This is a genomic window from Photobacterium sp. MCCC 1A19761 (genome assembly GCF_037389125.1).
In the GTDB taxonomy this organism is placed as follows: Bacteria; Pseudomonadota; Gammaproteobacteria; order Enterobacterales; family Vibrionaceae; genus Photobacterium.
Map to the genome: position 1 here is coordinate 95,772 of NZ_JAZGTF010000010.1, position 19,349 is coordinate 115,120.

Consider the following 19,349-nt stretch of genomic DNA (forward strand, 5'->3'; position numbering starts at 1 on the left):
AAGTGAGGAAATAAGGATGAACAAAATGATTGATAATCCAATGGGAACGGATGGCTTTGAATTTGTAGAATATACCGCGCCGACTCCGGAAGGGATTGCCAATTTGAAGAACCTGTTTCGCCTGATGGGGTTTGCCGAAGTGGCTAAGCACAAGCACAAGTCAGTTTGGCTCTATCGCCAGGGGGATATCAATTTTATCGTCAATGGCGAAGCGCACTCGCAAGCGGCAGGATTTGCCGGGGTTCACGGGGCCAGCGTGAACGCGATGGCATTTCGGGTGCAGGATTCCAGCCAGGCGCTGGCCTATGCGGTCGAGAAGGGCGCAACGCCTTGTGCGGCCCAGTCGGGTCCGATGGAGCTGAATATTCCGGCCATTTACGGGATTGGTGAGTCGCTGATTTATCTGGTCGATCGTTACGGCGAGCATGACATTTACGAGATCGATTTTGATTATTATCCGGATTACAAAGCGCGGATGGCAAAACTGGATGCCGGGCTCAAGGTGATCGACCACCTGACGCACAATGTGCAGCGCGGCAACATGGATCTGTGGGCCAGCTTCTATGAGAAGATCGCGAACTTCCGCGAGATCCGCCATTTCGACATCAAAGGGAAAATGACCGGCCTGCTGTCGCGCGCCATGACTTCACCTTGCGGCAAAATCCGGATCCCGATCAATGAGTCCAGCGATGATAAATCCCAAATTGCCGAGTACCTGGAGCAGTACAACGGGGAAGGGATCCAGCATATCGCCCTGAGTACCGATAATATCCTGACCACGGTCAAAACCCTGAAAGACGGTGGGTTGGCCTTTATGGATACGCCGGATACTTACTATGAAGGGATTAATCAGCGGGTACCGCAGCACAAGGAAGATATTGCCAAGTTGAATGAGCTGAAGATCCTGATTGACGGTGATCAGAGCGGGATCCTGTTGCAAATCTTTACCGACACCGTGATTGGCCCGGTCTTTTTTGAAATCATTCAGCGCAAAGGGAACGAGGGATTCGGGGAAGGGAACTTCCAGGCGTTGTTTGAATCGATTGAACTCGATCAGATCCGCCGCGGGGTTCTGGATGTTGAATCCAAATAGCGACGTGTCTGCTCAACATTGAGCCGGATCGGTGAGTCTGTACAGGCTCACCGGACGGCATCGGGTGATCACGGGTGGGGCATATGATGCTGCCCGTTTGGCTCGAACCCCACTTCCAGTACAGGTGCAACCTCCAGATCCTGAGCATTCATCATGGTCGATATCCGCTGCACCGACGATAAGATTAAGGTCTGCTCCCATTCATTCAGCCGCTGAAACTGCTTGATGAAGTTGTCTTGCAGCGGTAGTGGGGCCTGATCCAGCACGATATTGCCTTGGTCTGTTAAGTACGCGTTGACCTTGCGTCTGTCCTTGGTGTTACGACACCGGATCACCATCCCGCGCTTTTCCAGTCGATCGATAATGCTGGTGGCGGTCGCCTGGCTCATATTGGTATTGATTGAAAGCTGGCGAATGGTCACTTCACCTGAGCTACGGATTGCCCGCATGATCAGCAGTTGCGGGCCGGTCAGGCCGAAATCTTTATTCAGTTGCCGGGAGTGTAGATCGACGGCGCGGATGATCTGCCGAATCGCAATGAGCACTTCTTCATGGATATCCAAGATTCCCTCCTTCTGATGTCACTTCGGGGTTCATCGTATTGCGTGAGTCGGAGAGCCGCCGCAGCGGCACTCCGACTCTTGCGATCTGTTCTTGTAGCAGTCTGTTTTTGCAGCGGTCTTGTGATGGAAGCCTTATTGATGCGGGCCTTCAAAGGTGGCTGCCGATATGTGATAGGTCTTGTGGCTAGAGCTGCGCTTTTTTCGCTTCGGCAATCCAGCGGTTGAAGGTGCCCTGATTGGCCTTAATCCAGCCTTTGGCGTGCGCTTCAATATCTTTCTGCGAGTTGCTCCCTTTACTCATCATCATGTTCTGAGCACTGACCGAGTTAATGTCCAGTTTCATAATTTCAAACAGGCGCGCAGCGGCCGGGTTCTCTTGCGTGAATTTTTTGTTGGCAACAATCTTCATAGCATTCATTTCGAAGCCGAAGTTCTTGCCGTTCGGCAGTGTGGTGTCGATGTCTTTCCGCTCACCCGGCAGGGCTGAGAACGGCACTTCCAGCCAGACCACATCTTTGCCCGGCACCATCACGCCACTGACCCAGTATGGAGTCCAGGTGTAGTAGAGCACGGGCTCGCCTTTTTTATAACGAGAGATGGTGTCTGCGATGATTGCCGCGTAATTGCCCTGATCGTGAGTGACAGTGTCACGAAGTCCGTAGGCGGTTAGCTGCTCTTCGACAACCAGCTCACAGCCCCAGCCCGGATTACAACCGGTGAGATCCGCTTTACCGTCACCGTTGGCATCGAACAGTTTGGCAATTGTTGGATCTTTCAACTGAGCAATATTGTTGATGCCGTATTTTTCAGCGGTTTTCTTATCGATCAGATAGCCCTGTGCGGCACCGGAGATATACTCGCCTTTGCGGAAGAACTTATTGTCGCCACCGGCCATGGTGTATTTATCGGCGTGCAGTGGGAACCAGCCAACCGTCAGATAGGTGGCATCACCTTCAGCAATTGAGGTATAAGCGACGTTGTAATCCACTTCTTTGGTTGGTTTCACCTCGTAACCCAGCGCTTCCATGGCCTTGTTCACAATCAGGGTCTGAAACGTTTCCTCAGCCACGGTGGACTGTACCGGTTGTACGGTGACACCTTCGCCCGGCAGTGATTCGGCGTAAGCTGAGATTGAGATAGCCGCCGTCAGGAGCGTGGTTAGTGTGAAACCTTTCTTCCATGAATCGTTCATTATTGCTCTCCTAGTTTTTTCACATGATTTGATGATGAAAAGTGTTTTTTTAGCCGGTAGATCACGGATACCGGCCCGGTTTGGTACCAGCGGGTTTTGCTGTCCCGGCTCTCGGTACCAATGGTTTGGGTGATGCGATCGAGCAAGATCGCCAGGATCACGATGCCGAGCCCGCCGACCGCCGCCATCCCCATGTCCAGACGGCCGATACCGCGCAGCACCATCTGACCTAATCCGCCGACGGCAATCATCGAGGCGATCACCACCATTGAAAGGGACAGCATCAGGGTCTGGTTCACCCCGGCCATAATGGTCGGCATGGCCAGCGGCAGTTGGATGCGATACAGCATTTGTTTTGGATTGGCCCCGAATGCATGACCGGCTTCAATCAGCTCTTCCGGCACTTGCTGGATCCCCAGAATGGTCAGGCGGACGATGGGGGGCAGGGCGAAGATAATGGTGACGACGACCCCCGGCACATTCCCGATCCCGAACAGCATGACTATCGGCACTAAGTAGACAAAGGCCGGGGTCGTCTGCATGGCATCGAGCACGGGCCGGACAAACCGTGCCGCTGTTTCGCTGCGAGAGAGCCAGATCCCCATGGGCAGGCCAATCAAGAGGCAGAAGAATACGGAGGTCATCACCAGAGATAGCGTTACCATGGCTTCCGACCAGGCTCCAATCAGACCGATCGAGAGCAGGGACAGCAGGGAGGCAATGCCCATTCGCGGCCCGGCCAGCTGCCAGGCAATCAGGAACAGGATCAGCAACATCAGCGGCGCGGGTGTGGCCGTCAACGCGGTTTCAAACGAAGTCAGGATGAAATCGATGGGAACTCGAATAGCCTGGAATACCGGTCGGCCATGTTCGACCATCCAATTCAGGGCAGTTTCAACCCATTGATCAAATGGGATCACCGCATCCTGAAACGGGTGAAGCCAGTCAAAGGTGTCCGGCTCCGCGGGTGCAGCCTGGGTTAGCCAGCTGGTATCTCCGCTGCTGGTGGTATCCGTTGCCCAAGGATCGGCTGGTGCGCTGGACGTGGACCAGGGATCGTTGGCTGCCGGGGTCGGGTTGGATTGCGTCTCAGTCGCCATGAATTACTCCCTATCCAGTGTCTGTAGTAGACGCGATTTGGTGATCACGCCGTAGTAAGTGCCGTCTTCATCCACCACGGGCACCGCGTAAGGCACATCAGCAACCTGGCCGATCAGTTCGCCGAGGGGCACATTGGGTTGAATCGAAATGGTGTCTTGCAGCAGGGCACGGCTCAGTGGCGACTGCGCCTGATGCGCTTGCTTGAGGGAGTCGATGGAGACGATGCCGGTATATTTGCCGTCTTTTTCCAACACAATGCCGTACTCTCGGTCATGATCCATCAGCATTTGCATGGCCGCGGCCGGACCATCATTGTCATGTTTCTTGAACACAGCTGCGGGCTTCTTCAGGGCAATGTCCTTGGCTGAGAAAACCGTCGCGACATTCACGCCGCGGAAAAACGAGCTGACATAGTCATTGGCCGGGTGGTGGAGGATCTCGTCCGGGGTGCCGACCTGAACCACGACGCCATCTTGCATAATGGCGATGCGATCACCGATTCGCATGGCTTCGTCCAGATCGTGGGAAATGAATACGATGGTGCGCTTGTCGTCGTTTTGCAGCCGGATCAGCTCATCTTGCATTTCGGTCCGAATGAGGGGGTCAAGTGCCGAAAAAGCCTCATCCATCAACAGAATGTCCGGATCATTGGCCAAGGCGCGGGCCAGGCCGACCCGTTGCTTCATCCCGCCGGAAAGCTCATCGGGGTAGGACTCGCCGTGGCTACCCAGACCGACACGCTTGAGGGCGGCCAGTGCTTTCTGGTTCCGGGCTTCGGTATCCACTCCGGCCAATTCCAGCCCGAAAGCGGCATTTTCCAGCACGGTCATGTGTGGCATCAGCGCAAAGTTCTGAAACACCATCGAGATTTGTTGACGACGCACTTCACGCAGCGCCTCGTCAGAGATGTGGGCGATGTCTTTGCCGTTGAGTAGCACACTGCCGCGGGTGGGTTCAATCAGGCGGTTCAGCAGGCGGACCAACGTGGATTTTCCTGAGCCGGAGAGTCCCATGATCACGAAAATTTCACCTTCATTGATGGATAAAGAAACATCCTGGACCCCAACGGTGAGTCCGGTCTGGTCAAAAATACGATCTTTATCCAGCCCTTTTTCCAGTAAGGGGAAAGCCGCTTGGGGTGTTTCTCCAAACACTTTGTACAGGCTTTGAACTTCTAACATAGTCGACATGATTTGCATCCTTGGCTTTGACTTTGTTTTGCGTTGTAGAGCAAAAAAGTGCAAATTTCTATAGAACTCTAAATATTATTTTAGATGTTTTCAAGGATTTGTTCGGTGTCTAATTGTGTTTGTGTAACTAAATCATTGATTTTAATGGTTTTTAATGGGTGCGCGCCTCTTGATTGGTTAGGTGTGTAAAGGTTTGTGTTGGTCTTTAATGGTGTTGTGATCGCGTATTGATGAGATCACAAAGCCCGCGGCCACTCAGTGTTATGCTGAGTGGCCGCGGGCTTTTGTGAGAAATGTGCGGAATGACGAAGGGGCTAGACTTCGGCGATGCCATGCCACTGGTAGTGGTTATTCGGCTTCTTGCTGACGATTCCTTCGGTCAGTAACTGCTTGAAAATGGCATCGACCTCTTCAGGGCTGATTTTCAGGTAACGGCTGACGGCGCGCTTGGTGCAGTTCACCTGGTTGGTGCGCAGCGCTTCGATCGTCTGTTGATACGGCGTCAGGGCCTGGCTTGGTGTTTCCGCCGCCGGGGTTTCCTGTTCCGGCTGTGATGCCGCTGGTTGCTCGGATTCCGCTTCAGCGTAATCGGCCGGTTGTGGGCCGGATGTCTGATGGGTCAGTAACTCCGGTGCCTGTGTAATGCCACTGTCAAAAGCATCAATGGTGATTGGGTTCAGGCGGCGGAACTGGTTTCGGAATCGCAGTTCTTCACCGATCAGGCCAACGAAAAAGGCAGCAAAGAAATCCAGCAGTACCGACAGGAAGATCACCAGTCCCAACTGAGCCGTCTGGGTCTGAACCTTGAGTGATTTCGCCAGGCTGTCAATCAGGCCGAGCACTGAGCCCTGGCTGACCACGGGCAAGCTGTCGCGCTCAATCGCCAGGGATTGTTGTTGCTCTCGCAGCTTGTTGTTTTCTCGTTGAATTCGGGTCACACCCGTGGCGATACGCTCCATCTGAATGTATTTTTCAGCGGCGATATTATTAAGCTGGATCTGCTTTTCAATCGCTTCAATTTGCATGTTGTAGCTATTGATTTTGCTTTGCTGCACGTTGACATGGCTTTGCGCTTTATTGGTTGCGCTGTTGATCCCCCCGACGGAGCCCCCAATCGAGATTGCGGCCAAAACACTGTAGAAAGCGAAGGCGGAAAAAGCCCCGGCGTAGTTGCGACGCGCGCGACGTTCCCCAAATTCATACCAGGCAAAGAATTTCCCCAGTTCGAAAATCACGGCCAGGCCACCAAACAGCAGCTGCATCACCGGATCTTCATCGATGGACAGGAACAGCAATAAAGAGAAAATAATCGAGGCAAGGATCGATGCGCCGGTAAAACCATATACCGTCCACATCGCGAAAGCTCCCTTGGGGAAGCGTACCGGTAGTGTATCGTTGTAAATCATAAAAACTGGGTCTGTATCGTAAAGCGCGCTGGCTGTACTACGGGGCTTGCCGGAAACGTCCGTCAAGCCGTAATCAGGCGGTCAAAAGGTGACTTAGGATACCCCATTATGAGTCTGGAACCCTTATAAAATAAGGCTTCCGGCGGTTTTACGGCGGAATTTTACACGGCGCTTTCATAACTGTGTGAATCTTCACCAGAGCATGCGATACCTGTATGCGTCTTACCGGCCCGCAGCTTTGTCGCTGTCACTCGGCGGTGCCTGAAAGTGTGCAGCCGCAGACGGGTTTGTTTTCTGATTGTTGTGATTTTGTTGGCTTGGCGTTAGATTAAATGCTCTAGTCGCGGGTCGCTGATCAGGGATTTGCAGGCTCATCGTGGGTTTAACCAAGGCAAGGAGCAAACATGAAAGAGCTTTTACAGGGGTATCCGGTGGTGACAGAAATACCGGTTGCCTGGGGAGAGATGGACGCCTTCAGTCATGTCAATAATGTGGTCTATTTTCGATACTTTGAGACGGCCCGGATCGACTATTTCCGTGATATTGATTTGATGGAAGAAATGAAGCAAACCGGGATTGGGCCGGTACTGGGCGAGACCCAATGCCGCTATAAACTGCCGGTCACTTTCCCCGACACCCTGTATGTCGGCAGCCGGGTTTCGTCGCTGCAAGCGGATCGCTTTACGATGGAATATGCCATCGTCAGTCAAAAGCTGGGCGCGGTGGCCACGACCGGCTCGGCGACGGTGGTGATGTTTAATTTCAAAACCAATAAGAAAGCAACCATGACGCCGGAGCTGATTTCCCGGATTGAAACCCTCGAAGCGCGTGCGCTGCTGGCGCAGCCGGTAGATTAGTCATTTCTTCAATCATTCCTGTCATACGGTAGCCCGACACATTTCCGATGGGCTACTGTCGATTCTTCTCTATTTCTGTACACTTCTGCTTTCTTGATATCTGCACACTTTACGATCCGGTCTGAATGACGGGGTGTTCTCTGGCCTTCGCCGTTGCCGCTGTATGTCAGTGACCCAAGGCATTTCAGTTGCCGATTTGACGGTTTCATCTTCGCCTCTGCCATTCGGTCGATTTTTTCTGCGGTTCGCGACCACAGCACGGCGTTGGTCGCATGCGTCCGCACATTGGTGCTGTTTTCCTTACGCTATGTCGTAATAGCTCGGGGGAAAGATCGATGTGCTCTGGGCCACACCCGATGAAGAAGGAGAAACATCATGAGGCCGCTATCTATTCACTCGTTATCCATGAAACCGCTATCCATGAAACCACGATTGCTCAAGCAAGGGCTGATGAACATTGGCCGTTGGAGCATCCTGAGCCTCAGCCTGCTGTGTGCCGGGATGAGTCAGGCTGAATCCCTCGACACCATGATTGAACAGTACAACCAGGTCGCGCTTGGCCAAGCCGACAATATCGATGAAGTACACACCCAGTTTGAGCAACTAATTGCCGCGCAGGGCGCCTCACCCATTGCGTTGATCTACCTCGGCAGCGCCCAGACGCTCAAAGCCGGAGAAACCTGGCTGCCTTGGAAAGCAATGCGTCTGGTCGAGGAGGGGGTGGCCAAGATTGAAAAAGGGCTGAGTTTACAGGCCGCAAGCCCGGTGCCACTGGCGCAGCAGCGGGTGCTGTCCGGGCTCCCGGAATCCTTTCTCGCTCAGGCGATCGCCGCTTCCACACTGACGAGCTTACCGGAGATGTTCCATCAGTTTGAGCCGGGATTTGAACTGTATTTGTCGCTGTTAGCCTTGCCTGAATTTGAACAGGCGCCTTATGAAGCCACGGCCTGGATCTATCATCGCGCCGTTGAAGCGGCGATTCGCGCCGGGGATCGCGTTCAGGCCAACCAGTGGCTGGCGGTGATGCGTGCTCACAATTCTGAGCATCCGTTGACACAGCAGGCGCAAGCCTTGATAGAGCAACAACAGGAGGCCGCATGATTCGATTTGAAAATCTGCGCAAGTGCTACGCGTTGGGCCATCAATCGGTTGCGGCACTCAAGGGTGTTTCCGGCGTGATTGAGACGGGCGAGATGGTGGCGCTGTGCGGGCCGTCAGGCTCCGGCAAAAGCACCCTCCTCAATATTCTGGGACTGCTGGATCTCGATTATCAGGGAGAGATGGCGTTTGGTGAAAACGCATCGGCACTGTCCCCGGCGCCCAGACATCCGGACGACGCAGCGCGTTTGCGTCGCTGCCAGCTCGGGTTTGTGTTTCAGAAGTTCAACCTAGTACCGGTGATGACGGCATTGGAGAACGTGGCTTATCCGCTGCATCTCAACGGAATGTCGAGAGCAGCGCAACAGCGCCAGGCGCGGCAGATGCTGGAGAAGGTCGGCCTCGGTGAATGCCTCCATCAACGCCCGGATCACCTTTCCGGCGGGCAGCAGCAACGGGTTGCCATCGCCCGGGCCCTCGTTCATCGGCCCTCTCTGGTGATTGCCGATGAGCCGACGGCCAGCCTCGATAGCCAGAGTGCTAATCAGGTGATTGATCTGATGAAGTGTCTGGGCCATGAAGCGGGGACGACGTTCGTGATTGCAACGCATGATCCGCGCATGGCGCAGCGTTGCGATCGGCAGATGAACCTGCTGGACGGACAATGGATGCAGGAGGAAATGCAATGGGCAGTATAACGTTTTCAGGCACGCGAAGTGCGCTGAACATGGCGTCGGTCCGGCTGGCCTGGCTGAACCTCAGACGTAATCGGCGCCGGAGTCTGCTGTCGGCGATGATCATTGCCATTGCGGTATTTGCTTTAACTTCCGCCGGTGGCTACGGGCTGTACACCTATGAGGCGCTGGAAGAGTCGACGGCGCGGGATGTTGGCCATATCACCCTGAGCCAACCCGGGTACTTTGAGCGTGATGAAGACGTGCCACTGAGTAACGGTCTGACGCAGAGCCAACGCTTAATCAGTCAGCTGATGGCACACGATAGGGTGCGAGCGTTACAGCCTCGCATCTATTTCAACGGGTTGGTCTCCAACGGCGCCAAATCGACCATCTTCACCGGCACCGGCGTGAATGCGCGCGAGTTCACCCTGAAGGGACCTTTCCTGACCATGACGACGGGAAAAACGCTCTCGGCGATCACCGCCAGCCGCTATGATCCGGCGTCTCCGGAAGTGATGCTGGGCACAGGACTGGCGACAAACATGGGCGTTGTGGTCGGTGACTGGCTGACCCTGTTGGTGACCACCAGTGAAGGTGTGCTGAATGCGATGGACTTTCGGGTTCGTGGCACGTTTTCAACCGGCGTGCCGGAGCTGGACAAACGCCAGCTGTATATCCATATCCATCCGGCGCAGGAACTGCTGCAATCGGACAAGGTCAGCACGCTGTCGGTATTTCTGACCCATACGGCAGATACCCAGGCAATGCTGACAACCATCCGCCAGCAACTGGACACATTCAGTGGCCTCCCGCCGATTGCACTGACACCTTGGCAGGATCGTGCTTTTTTCTATCAGAATGTCAAAAGCCTCTATGACCTGATCTTCGGCATGATGGGCGGCGTGATGGGATTGGTGGTGTTCGTCGCCCTGTTCAATACCCTGACGATGTCCGTCACTGAGCGGACCCGGGAAATCGGGACGCTGGCAGCGCTCGGCAGTCGCCGGGGCGAAATTATGGCCGGGTTTCTCCGCGAGGCGGGGTTGCTGGCGCTGATGGGTTCGCTGCTGGGGGCCTTGCTGACGGCGGCCGTCAGCCTGTTTCTGCTGTTGATCCCGGTCAACATGCCACCGCCTCCCGGATACAGTGAAGGCTATCCGCTGCATGTGGATTTCTCACCGGGGCTGGTGGCCGGAACATCCATGGTGGTTCTCTTTATTTGTCTGGGCGCAGCCTATTTCTCAGCCCGTAAAGGACTTAGCAAACCGATCACGGAGGCACTGGCTTATGTTTAATCGCGCGATGTTTTGGACCGGTCAGCTCAAACGCTTGGGTTTCGCATTGGCACTGAGTGTGGTTGCCGGTGGGGTGTCGGCACAAACGGGTTTATCTGTGGACGCTGTGGATGCGTTGTTACAGCAGGCCGACCAGTATCGTCAGGGCAGTGATGCGGCGAAAGTCGTGTCGGTGGTCACCTTGTATCAGGATGGCGAGCTGGACAAGCGCCGCCAGTACCACATTTATACCCGTCCGGAACGGGAGTCGCTGGTGCTGTTTCAATCTGCGGCGGAGGCCGGCCAGAAGATGCTGATGCTGGGGGATAACTACTGGCTGTTGATGCCGAAAAGTCGTCGCCCGATCCGGATCACGCCGATGCAGAAATTGCTGGGGGAAGCCTCGGTCGGTGATATCTCCACCCTGACCTGGAGCCAGGATTATCAGGGGCAGTGGGTTGCCGACACCGAAGTGGTGTCGGCAGACGGGACACAGTATGCCGCGCAGCAACTGGTGTTGACGGCAAAAACGTCCGGGGCCAGCTATGCCCGGATTGAACTCTGGCTGGCGCAGGGGAGTGCGTTTCCGCTGAAAGCGAATTTGTATTTGCGCTCCGGCAAGCTGGCCAAGCAAGCCTGGTTTACCCAAGGGGTGCTGGACGGAAAACCCCGGGTGGTGGCCATGACGCTGCTGGATCAAATCCAATCGGGTAAGAAAACTGTGATCGAGTATCAGCAGATCGTGCCCATGACCCTGGCGGATAAGTTCTATAACCCGGCTTATCTGTCCCGTAATCCTGTCTCGGAGCTGTGAGATGAAGCGTGGTTGGATTCGGTCGGCGGGGCTTGCCCTGTCGCTCATGATCGCCGGAGAGGCATCTGCGGTAGCGGTGCAGTGGGATTGGATCACCAGTGTTGAACACCGGGAAACACAAGCCAGTGAATTTTTTCCGCAGGAACCGGTTGGTGATGAACAGTCAATCCATGCCTTGCTGGATGTTGAACTTCGCGATGGCAACTGGATGGGCAGCTTCGCCGTGAAAGGGGATGATCTGTACAACAGCGATCAGCAGGTCGACTCCGAGTCCCAATGGCTCGTTCGGGAACTGTTCTGGCAGGGGCCGATCGCCGACAGTGACTGGGATCTGACCTTAGGAAAAGTGCGGTTGGGTTGGGGGGTGGGTTACGGCTACCGGCCGTTGGATATCATCACACCGTATCCGCGTCACCCGGTCGGGATCCAGGTGGAAGAAGGGGCGGGTGTGGCTTCGGTCTCGATGTTTGATCAGGCCGGGGAATGGACCATGCTGTATGCCGATACTGCCTGGGTGTCGCAGGATCGCAGTGAACTGGCCGAAGATCAGCGTGGGATCGGCCTGCGCCGCTACTGGCTGTCCGGGGATCACGAGTGGCAGGGCATCGCATACTATGACGATGTCCGTCATGGCCTGATGGGCGCGGGTTGGGTCACGGTGTTGGATGAAGCCTGGGCGCTGCATGTGTCTTCGGTGTATCAACGTCGATATGAGGGATTTGAGCTCCCGGCCTCGCCTCTGGACACGGTACAGCAGGTCACGCATCGTGACGGCTGGCAAGCCCTGTTGGGATTCACCTGGGCCAGTGCGGCAGGGCATCAGGTGGTCCTGGAATATTGGTATGACAATCGAAGCTGGCACCATGCCCAGTGGCAAACCGCATTGCATCAGGCAGAGCAGCTACAGCGGGCGCAGCTGAGTACCCAGCAGGCCAGGAATGGATTGAGATCCTCCTACGGCCGGGCGTTTCAGGCGGTGAATCTGGTGCGCCACAATGTCATGTTGCACTGGACAATGGATCCGACGGCCTGGCAGCAGGGGGCGCTGACCCGGAAGATTGGCTGGCTGGCGGATCTGACCCCCACGGTGGATGTGCTGTTCGCCCCTGAAGATCAGGGCGTGATTGCGACGCAATGGCTGGCGTATTCGGTCTATGACTCCGGCGAGGCGACACTCGACTTGGAACTTGCGGCCCGTTTTATGACCGGAGATCGGCAGTCAGTGTTTCAGAATTTACCCGATAAGCGTATGATTTTTTTGAATCTAAAAGGACGGTATTAATATGGATACAATGGTGGAAGATCTCTCCCCCTGGTGGAAAAGCATCGGGATTACAGCGCTGTTCTGTCTGGTGATTGCGATAGCAACCACGCTGGTTTGGCCGGGAAGCTTTTATGATGATCTGATCGTGAGTTTTGGCTACGGGATGAGTGCGGTGATCCCGGCGCGTCTGATGACTTATGGCTTTCCGCAACTGAGTCATCGGTTTGTGACGGTGAGTTCGGTCTTAACGGCCATGTTACTGGGAACGGCGAACGCGTATTTCTGGTTGAATGATCCGGATTCGGCACAGTCCCTGGAAACGATGAAAACGGTCATTTTGCTGGCGCTGATTTTTACGGTGTTGTGCTTTTACTATTTCTACAGTTACGAAAAACGCCTGCTCATGCAGCAAGCGATTGAGGCCGCCCGGCTGAAGCAGGCCGAGCAGGAAAAAGCGCTGGCCCTGAGTCAGTTGGGGCAGCTTCAGAGCCAGATTGAACCGCATTTTTTGTTCAATACGCTTGCCAATGCCATCGCACTGATTGATCAGGACACGGAAACAGCCAAGCACGTGCTGGTGCGGCTGACGGATATGTTTCGCAGCAACCTGAACAAAAGCCGGGCGCAGTACACCACGCTGGCAGAGGAAATTGCTTTTATCTCCGCTTATTTGGATATTCAGAAAATCCGCTTAGGTGAACGGCTGGACTATGAAGTCACGCATCACAATGTTGATCTCCAGCAGCAGATCCCGCCTTTAATGATCCAGCCGTTGGTGGAAAATGCCGTGGATTACGGTATTGAACCCAAAGCGGAAGGGGGCCGGATCGCGCTGGTTTTCTCAAAAGCGGAAGGAGTTTTGTCCGTTGAGGTGATTGATAACGGGAACGGCTTTCAGCCAAACGCAGTGTCCGGGGGCCATGGGCTGGGGATCGAGAATATCCGCAACCGGCTTCAGGCCTTGTACGGTGAACAGGGAAGCCTGAGTATTAAAGAGCCGCCGGAAGGCGGGGTGATTGCGACGTTAAGAGTGCCGAGCGTCCAACAGGTAAAGTGAATCAGGGAGAAAAGATGGTCAACACGTTTGCTACGGCTGTGATCGCCGACGATGAGCCGGTGCTGCGGCATCATTTAAACAAAGCATTGGCGGAGGTCTGGCCGGAGCTGGACATTGTGTCTGCGGCAGGAAACGGGCTCGAGGCGTTAGAAGCGATCAAACAGCATCAGCCGGATGTGGTGTTTCTCGACATTCGGATGCCGGCGTTGGACGGGATGTCGGTGGCCAAGTCGCTGGCTGATCTGGCGCAGGTGCCGCACATTGTTTTTACCACAGCTTATAAAGATTATGCGGTCAACGCGTTTGAGCAGAACGCGATTGATTATCTGCTCAAACCGTTGACGGAAGCGCGGCTGGCTCAGGCCTGTGAAAAGGTGCAGCGTCGCCTGTCTGAACAGGCTGGCCGGGACTCTCCAGACACAGGACTGGCGCCACAGGATCTGGGGCGCTTGATTGATCAGCTCAACCATCTGACGGCACCGGCGCCGGTTTCCTATCTCAATTGGGTCAAAGCTAGCCGGGGGGAAGATATCTATGTCATCTCGGTTGCGGATGTTCTCTACTTCAAAGCCGAAGATAAATACGTCTCGGTGTTTAAACGCAGCGACCACAAACCGGGCGCAGTGGATGAATATGTGCTGAGAATTGCACTCAAGTCATTACTGGAGCAACTGGACCCGGAGCAGTTCTGGCAGGTGCATCGCTCCACCGTCGTCAATGTGGCGGCGATTGAGAAAGTTCACAAGGATTTTACCGGTCGGTTGTTCGCCATTGTCGGCCAGCAGAAGCTGCCGGTCAGCCGTAGTGCCCAGACGCGATTTAAAGGTGTGATTTAAGAGGCTGATGGAAAGGGCTTGATAACAACGACATTTCTCAACTCCCGCTATACTTTGAACAAAGCAAAGGAGCGGGATTATGTTTGTCGCGATTAAGCATGCCATCAAAGATCCGGACGCGTTCTGGCAGAAAGTGGGCGATATGCTGGCCAGTCCCCCCAGTGGGATGCAGCTGCACACCACGATGATCAGTGAGCGTCATTCGCTCTGTCAGTGTATGTGGGAAGCCGAATCCATTGATGCTGTCCGGGATTATCTGGAGCCGGAGTTAGGCGGGACTTCGGTGAATACCTACTATCATATTGATCCGGATACGGCGATCGGATGAGTGAATCGTGTTTATGATCCTGCGGCTGAGTGACTTCCCCGGCCGTTGACATTGCTATGTCTGTGATGGGACGCGATAAACATCCGGCTCGAATAGATTTGAGCATTGGCTTTCGTTGATTGAGCAATTCATTCAATAACAATTCATTCAATAACAATGCGTTCACCCTGTGATAGAGATGTGTTCATGAAAATGGGGCAGCTCTGACTCTTCTTTTTTCATCACCACTAGATCTTCTGCCTAAATATTCGACAAACTGACGGCCTGAGTTTTAGAGACTGCTTCCACCGATAAATTAAAGAATTACAAAAATCATACAAATAAATATGCTCAATGTCGTATTTGTTCATTTTTGAGTAAATACGCTTAAGGTATATTTCCTGTCCAGGGAAAATTTGATTTGAAACAGCATCACATAAGTTTGTAAATTACAGAAGTATTATCCATTGTTGGGAAATATGTATTAATTAATAACGATAACAATATAGCTCATTGATTTACAAAGATTTTAATATGTGAATCTTGTCCGGTGAGGAAATCATTATGTATATTTCAATGGTTAGGATTCTGTTTGTTTATAGCCCTTTATCATATTCATGAGTGTGCGGCGGTATTCTTGATATCTCGCATGGAAATCTTTAGATTCCCCCACGAACATTTTGACTTTTATTTAATGTTGAGTTGCTTTTTAAATCAGTGACTCTGGTTTTTTATTGTCTGAATTTACGGTGATTATCTCTTATTTTATTGAGGGTTTTTCCGTTGGTTGTGTATTTCAAAACGAGAAAATTGTTTATTTTAAGGAGAACAAATGTATAGGCCAATTTTAATGAGTATACCGCTCATTACTTTGCTGACAGCTTGTGGTGGCTCAGATTCTGATACCCCCACGACAAAAACGATTGAACAGAAAAAAATCACGTTCAGCGGGATGGTATATGATGGCCCTATGGCAGACACAAGTGTTTCCATTTATGCCGGTAACACTCTGCTAGCAACCGGTACAACAGATATCAACGGAAAGTACGCTGTTGAAGCGCTAATCCCTGTTGATGAGTACGGGAAAATTGAAACACAACCAATCACTTACCGAGCTCAGCGCGACGACATTATTCTCTACCAATATGGTGGTGCCAGTCTGGCAGAGGCGCTTTCAAGCAATGAAAATTATGCGCTGATCACTAATTTCTCGACGGTCGAATATGTTCTGGCAGATGTCGATGCAAATAACTTTGTCAGCAACGCTGAGTGGGAAGTTTACCAGAAGCGTGATCGCAACATCATCGAACGTAATATTGTTCGTTATGGTGTTGGCCTGAAAGCCGTGATTGATTATTCAGCAACCTTAGCCGGGTTTGAAAATAGTACCGTCTGGCTTCGTGCGTTACTTGCTGATCCGGCGTGGGAAGAATGGTATCGACTCAATAGCATTTCCTATCAAAATGCATGGACAACGCTGTTTAATGACCAATGGTTCCTGGATCAAGAAAGCGGCCGATTTGTTAATATTTCGCAATGGAATGGACAATACGACACAATTGTCACGGATGAGCCGACGGAAGCGGTGATCGAAAATATTATTCTGGGTGGCGTTCCGCAAAAAGTCAGTATCGGCGATCAGCTGAGCCCGGCTGTTTTCGCATTGTGGTCTGATGTGACTTCAAGCGATATTTCTCGTCTTGCGACGTTTGTGGTTCATCCGGAAGGTGCCCTGGTCGTCAACGGCGATTATCTTGAGGTGAAAACGGCGGGACCGATTGTTCTCCAGGCCAATTATCAGGGAGCTTCTGCTGAAATTAAGATTGTTGCAGAAGTGGCGGAAACCGCATTACAAAATATTGTGCTGACCGGTATTGAGCAACAGGTAACCGTCGGGGACAAATTGCAACCGCTGGTCTCTGCGCTGTGGTCTGATGACACTTCCACAGAAGTGACCTCTCTTGCGACATTCACCACCTTGCCGGAGAAGGCTGTGGTTGTGACCAATGGACAGTTGCAAGTTGTGAAGCCCGGTAAGATCACGCTGACCGCTGAATATCAAGGTGCGACCGCAACGGTTCATTTTAATGCGGATCAAGCTGTTCTGGCTTCCCTTCGTTTAGATTATGATCACCGTCAGCAGTACCTGTCAGACGAATTCCAGGTGACTGCCTATGGTGTACACCAGAACGATTACCTGGTCGACTTCAGTGCAGAAGCGGCGTGGGTATCGAACAATCCTGAGCTGTTAGAATCACTCGGAAACGGCCGCTTCCTGCCGAAAGGGACCGGCACGGCAACCGTTACTGCGACTTTGGGTGATCTCACCGCGGTGCAGGAGTTTGATGTGGTGCCGAAATTGGTTCGTTTCTCGCTGAACCTGCCAAATAACAGCATCTCTCGTGCTGAAACCCTGCAAATGTCCCTGAATGGTGAATTTAATGACGGTAGCGTCAGCGCCATTACCGAAGGGATCGTTTGGACCAGCAGCAATACCGACATTCTGACCATTGACGAAAATGGCATTGCAACAGGGGTTGCGGAAGGACAATCTGTGGTCACGGCGACCTATCAGGGAACCACGCTGGAAGAAACCGTGACGGTCATTCAGCCGAAGATTATTACGGCAACACCGAACTTTGTCGATGGTGTGCTGACGATGAAAGAAGGTGACATCTTCGAATACGGATTCAAGTTCATCCGCTCGAATGGTGTAGAGCATGTATTCACGGCCGTTGATGATGGGTTAGATTTTGAATCCTATGGGTTCGTGGCGAAGGTCGATGCATCCGGCATTAAAGTTGCTGAAGTCGATAAAGACAACGATCGTATTCGTGCAGTTCGTGCCGGTGAAACCCAACTGAATATCAACAATACACCGGTTGCGTTGCAGCAGATCTTTGCCGAGATTGGTGCGATCGCGAGCACGGATGTCTACGATTATCCGACCAAGGTAACGTTGCAAGTCAACATTGTGGATAATGCCGATGTTTATCAATGGAATGCTTTCGCCGGGAATGCTCCAGCCGGTGAGACGTCTACTCTGGTCCAGGCCATCCAAAGCGGTGATACCCTGTATCGGTTCTGGCAGGTGAAAGGTGCTGAACAAGATGGTATTTACCTGACCAAGGTCACCGCAGCAGGTGAGTCAACGCCGACTCTTGTGCTGCCAGCGACTCAGGATGAGAATAATATCGCGCATAAGTTCGTCAGTAACGAAATTATCCATGCCAGCAATGGCTACGTATTGTTGCTGACAGACAGTGGCAACCAAGCGTCCAGCCAGCAACAAGTGGTCCATCGTTATCAGCTGACAGATGGCAGCACGACTCAAGTGGCACTGACTGACCTCCCGAATGGTAAGTTTAACTTAACCTATGACAGCTTTGCCTTTACGCCGACAGGCGATCTGGTGGTCAGCCATAGTGACGACGCCGTGACGCTTCACCTGTATCAATTTGAAACGGGGACTTGGGAGCAAAAAGCGCCTATCCCGGGTGTTCGGGTCCAAACGCCAGCCAACAACACGCAGATTGCTGTTCTGGATACCAAAAACATGAATAACTCTGGCTCTTTCAGTGCGCCAGTCTTAAGCATCTTTGATCTGGAAACCCAGCAAATCACCACTCAGGAGTTTGTGGTACCGGGGGATGCTGAGTACTTCTGTCGCAGCGTTGAAACCTTGAGCCTGGCGGTTGCGGATGCCCTGCAGAATTCTGGTGCCGGTTGTATGGTCGCGAAGAAAGGAAGCTGGGATGGCATTGGCTACTGGATCTGGGATTCAATTGCCGACTTGCCGAAACTTCACCTGTTTGCCGACGGGAAAGTTCAGTCGACCGATGACGCATTTGCAACCGCAGCACGCAAACTGGACGGCCATGTGTTGTTCAGCGCCGGTCGTGTGAAAGATGCCCAGCGAAATGACGTGCATGAAGTGGCTGAAATCGTTGATGTTGAAGTCGATGGTATCATTGAACAGCGTGTTCATCACCAGCGTTTTGCCAAGCAAGGCAAAGACCTGAAAGGGCAGTACAGTACGAAGACCCGCCTGCATGACGGTACGCAATTTGTGGTGAACAATGCGGACGTGCCGAATGAAGTGTTTGCTGTACTAAACCATGGTGTGGCTGTTCGTGATAAAGACGGCCAGTGGTCAAGCGATCAGTACATGTATCAATTGCCGGTCACCATTGATACCCAGTGGAAGCTGTACAACCTGGGGAATACCCTGGTCTTGAGCGAGGAAGGGAATACCGATTCCAAGTACTGGTTACTGCAGATGCGCAAGCCGTTGGTTGAGGAAAAGCCAGAAGTTCCTGTCGACCCAACGTTGCCGACTGAGCCAACTGATCCGGTAGAGCCGACGCCAGCACCGTAATCTGGAAATGGCGTAAAAACCACAACGACAAAGGGCTACCTGTGTAGCCCTTTTTCTGTTGGGTCCTGCCCTGAGGATTTGGGTGTCAAGGGGGGCAAGGGTGTCGGGGGCGAGACTGATTTAGTCGAATGTCTTTTGATGTTTGCGTACTTGATGTCTGCGTACCGAATACGGTCTGTGTGATGGGAGCCGATCGGGCGGTATTCCGACATGGGGTTGTTTGTGGCCAAAACAAACGGCGA

General features: G+C 53.0%; 16 protein-coding genes. 11 read left to right on the top strand and 5 right to left on the bottom strand.

Annotated features, from left to right (window positions below):
• The first annotated feature begins 16 nt into the window (after positions 1-16).
• Positions 17-1,093, top strand: coding sequence for a 4-hydroxyphenylpyruvate dioxygenase (gene hppD / locus VV869_RS12140; RefSeq protein WP_337735171.1), 1,077 nt, complete (start codon positions 17-19; stop codon positions 1,091-1,093).
• Between the two features lie 68 nt (positions 1,094-1,161).
• On the opposite strand, the gene VV869_RS12145 is transcribed toward hppD, so the two are convergent.
• From VV869_RS12145 to VV869_RS12165, 5 genes are all read right to left on the bottom strand, one after another.
• Complete coding sequence (locus VV869_RS12145; RefSeq protein WP_337735172.1) at positions 1,162-1,656, bottom strand: MarR family winged helix-turn-helix transcriptional regulator; 495 nt, start codon at positions 1,654-1,656, stop codon at positions 1,162-1,164.
• A gap of 184 nt (positions 1,657-1,840) precedes the next feature.
• Positions 1,841-2,848, bottom strand: a complete 1,008-nt coding sequence (gene proX / locus VV869_RS12150; RefSeq protein ID WP_337735173.1) for a glycine betaine/L-proline ABC transporter substrate-binding protein ProX — start codon at positions 2,846-2,848, stop codon at positions 1,841-1,843.
• Positions 2,848-3,948, bottom strand: coding sequence for a glycine betaine/L-proline ABC transporter permease ProW (gene proW, locus VV869_RS12155; protein ID WP_337735174.1), 1,101 nt, complete (start codon positions 3,946-3,948; stop codon positions 2,848-2,850). The genes proX and proW overlap by 1 nt, the downstream gene beginning before the upstream one ends.
• A gap of 3 nt (positions 3,949-3,951) precedes the next feature.
• A complete protein-coding gene (gene proV / locus VV869_RS12160; RefSeq protein ID WP_337735175.1) occupies positions 3,952-5,139 on the bottom strand; it encodes a glycine betaine/L-proline ABC transporter ATP-binding protein ProV in 1,188 nt (395 codons plus the stop codon).
• 314 nt (positions 5,140-5,453) lie between these two features.
• A complete protein-coding gene (locus tag VV869_RS12165) occupies positions 5,454-6,494 on the bottom strand; it encodes a Preprotein translocase subunit SecY (protein WP_337735176.1) in 1,041 nt (346 codons plus the stop codon).
• Positions 6,495-6,949: 455 nt separating this feature from the next.
• On the opposite strand from VV869_RS12165, the gene VV869_RS12170 reads away from it, so the two are divergent.
• The 10 genes from VV869_RS12170 (at position 6,950) to VV869_RS12215 (ending at position 19,107) form a co-directional block, all read left to right on the top strand.
• Entirely contained in the window at positions 6,950-7,402 is a 453-nt protein-coding gene (locus tag VV869_RS12170; protein WP_337735177.1) for an acyl-CoA thioesterase, read from the top strand.
• A gap of 375 nt (positions 7,403-7,777) precedes the next feature.
• On the top strand, positions 7,778-8,503 hold the full coding sequence (locus tag VV869_RS12175) for a hypothetical protein (protein ID WP_337735178.1): 726 nt from the start codon (positions 7,778-7,780) through the stop codon (positions 8,501-8,503).
• Positions 8,500-9,198 carry an ABC transporter ATP-binding protein gene (locus tag VV869_RS12180; protein WP_337735179.1) on the top strand — a complete coding sequence of 233 codons (699 nt, stop codon included), beginning with the start codon at positions 8,500-8,502 and terminating at the stop codon, positions 9,196-9,198. Before VV869_RS12175 ends, VV869_RS12180 begins: the two co-directional genes overlap by 4 nt.
• On the top strand, positions 9,186-10,472 hold the full coding sequence (locus VV869_RS12185) for an ABC transporter permease (RefSeq protein WP_337735180.1): 1,287 nt from the start codon (positions 9,186-9,188) through the stop codon (positions 10,470-10,472). Before VV869_RS12180 ends, VV869_RS12185 begins: the two co-directional genes overlap by 13 nt.
• Positions 10,465-11,265 (top strand): outer membrane lipoprotein-sorting protein, encoded by an 801-nt coding sequence (locus VV869_RS12190; RefSeq protein ID WP_337735181.1) that lies wholly within the window; start codon positions 10,465-10,467, stop codon positions 11,263-11,265. Before VV869_RS12185 ends, VV869_RS12190 begins: the two co-directional genes overlap by 8 nt.
• A 1-nt stretch (position 11,266) precedes the next feature.
• On the top strand, positions 11,267-12,547 hold the full coding sequence (locus VV869_RS12195) for a hypothetical protein (protein ID WP_337735182.1): 1,281 nt from the start codon (positions 11,267-11,269) through the stop codon (positions 12,545-12,547).
• Position 12,548: 1 nt separating this feature from the next.
• The gene (locus tag VV869_RS12200) at positions 12,549-13,586 is read left to right on the top strand and encodes a sensor histidine kinase (RefSeq protein ID WP_337735183.1); all 1,038 of its coding nucleotides are present in this window, start codon (positions 12,549-12,551) and stop codon (positions 13,584-13,586) included.
• Positions 13,587-13,600: 14 nt separating this feature from the next.
• On the top strand, positions 13,601-14,422 hold the full coding sequence (locus VV869_RS12205) for a LytR/AlgR family response regulator transcription factor (protein WP_337735184.1): 822 nt from the start codon (positions 13,601-13,603) through the stop codon (positions 14,420-14,422).
• A gap of 79 nt (positions 14,423-14,501) precedes the next feature.
• Positions 14,502-14,750, top strand: a complete 249-nt coding sequence (locus tag VV869_RS12210) for a hypothetical protein (protein WP_261603759.1) — start codon at positions 14,502-14,504, stop codon at positions 14,748-14,750.
• A 949-nt stretch (positions 14,751-15,699) separates the two neighbouring features.
• Positions 15,700-19,107, top strand: a complete 3,408-nt coding sequence (locus tag VV869_RS12215) for an Ig-like domain-containing protein (protein WP_337735185.1) — start codon at positions 15,700-15,702, stop codon at positions 19,105-19,107.
• Positions 19,108-19,349: the final 242 nt, after the last annotated feature.